The sequence below is a fragment of the Plebeiibacterium sediminum genome, assembly GCF_026013605.1.
Taxonomy (GTDB): domain Bacteria; phylum Bacteroidota; class Bacteroidia; order Bacteroidales; family Marinilabiliaceae; genus Saccharicrinis; species Saccharicrinis sediminus.
In genome coordinates, this window is record NZ_JAPDPJ010000264.1 from 1 (window position 1) to 605 (window position 605).

General features: G+C 39.5%; 1 protein-coding gene. It reads left to right on the plus strand.

Translation table 11 applies throughout. The features are described 5' to 3' along the window. Window positions 1-214: hypothetical protein (locus OM075_RS25390; RefSeq protein ID WP_301193362.1), on the plus strand; the 214-nt coding region annotated here is incomplete at its 5' end. Between the last annotated feature and the right edge of the window lie 391 nt (window positions 215-605).

A 605-nucleotide genomic window follows, 5' to 3' on the forward strand; every position in this document is an offset into this window, starting at 1 on the left:
CATTTATACAACATACAAAGATGTTTCTTTCTTGTCGTACAGCAAAGCGTCTCCGTTCTGCATTGTATCAAGCATAGGGTTTCAGACCTTCAGTCAGATATTTATCAGAGGTCAACATCAAGGGGCGTTGCCACCTTGTTTTGATGTAATAGGCCTTCAGCCTATGTTCGATTTAATGCTAATTTCGTTTCGAAGCTGTAGATTAATCTCATAGGTATTTTTCAGGCTGACAGCCTGAAACATCAGAGCTTGGGGTATCACCCCAAGAACATGTATGTAATGCATAATCAGGCTGTAAGTCTGAAACAAAAAATGACAGATAAGAAATCGTTCAAGTTCAGCAAAGCGTCCCGCTATGTTGTATTATATTCAACATCTTTCACAATGTAGTTGAATAGAGATCAATTATATGTTTTGTTAGTTTGTGTAAATAGATTTAGAACGGCCAGAGGCCAATGTAAAACAGCGAAGCGAGACGCTTCGCTGAGCAATGGGACATACATAACACAATGTATCAAGCATAGGGTTTCAGACCTTCAGTCTGATATTTATCAGAGGTCAACATCAAGGGGCGTTGCCACCTTGTTTTGATGTAATAGGCCTTC